The organism is Carnobacterium sp., from assembly GCF_032094055.1.
In the GTDB taxonomy this organism is placed as follows: Bacteria; Bacillota; Bacilli; order Lactobacillales; family Carnobacteriaceae; genus Carnobacterium_A.
Map to the genome: position 1 here is coordinate 1 of NZ_DAMDAK010000089.1, position 564 is coordinate 564.

General features: G+C 33.9%; 1 protein-coding gene. It reads right to left on the reverse strand.

Annotation, left to right across the window (positions count from 1 at the left end; genetic code table 11):
• Nucleotides 1-91 precede the first annotated feature (91 nt).
• Nucleotides 92-292 carry a hypothetical protein gene (locus RT405_RS11470; RefSeq protein WP_313469793.1) on the reverse strand — a complete coding sequence of 67 codons (201 nt, stop codon included), beginning with the start codon at nt 290-292 and terminating at the stop codon, nt 92-94.
• Nucleotides 293-564 lie beyond the last annotated feature (272 nt).

The window sequence follows — 564 nt, forward strand, 5'->3', positions numbered from 1 at the left end:
GTGGCTATTGTTCTGAAAACTTCATTTAGTTCTTCACTATTTTATTTCCCCATACTTCGTAACCAATCACGCCCCGCTTCTTCTACTTTTGTCACAAATGGTGAAACAACTTCTGACCAAGTTGCACGACCACATAAAACGCCATTAAAACATGAAGAATTGAAATACAGTTTCTAGATTCTTTATCCGTTTTCAAAAAGTCATTTTTGATTTGGTCATTTTCTAACTCTTTAATAATGTAATCACCAATCGTTCCGCCTAAAATACCAGTAGCTAAAATTTCTTTTTCCATTTGAGAAATAACACGAGCAGCATTTAAACCTTTTCCGCCAGCTATTTTACTTACATTCTTCTACTCGGTTGACATCATCTAACTTAAACTCCTCTAAGGGTAGGATATATCAACAGATGGATTCATGGTAGCCGCTAAAATCATTACTTTCCCTCTTTCTAACTAATCATTTTATCTATACGTGATAACGGCATTCTCCATTTAAGAAAGTTGCTTTTAAATTTAAACTTGAATCTAAAATAATAAAGTCAGCAGCATAACCAGCTGCTATT

Excerpts from the sequence above, each read along its gene's own strand:
- RT405_RS11470 (WP_313469793.1), bottom strand. The coding sequence starts at position 292 with ATGGAAAAAGAAATTTTAGCTACTGGTATTTTAGGCGGAACGATTGGT.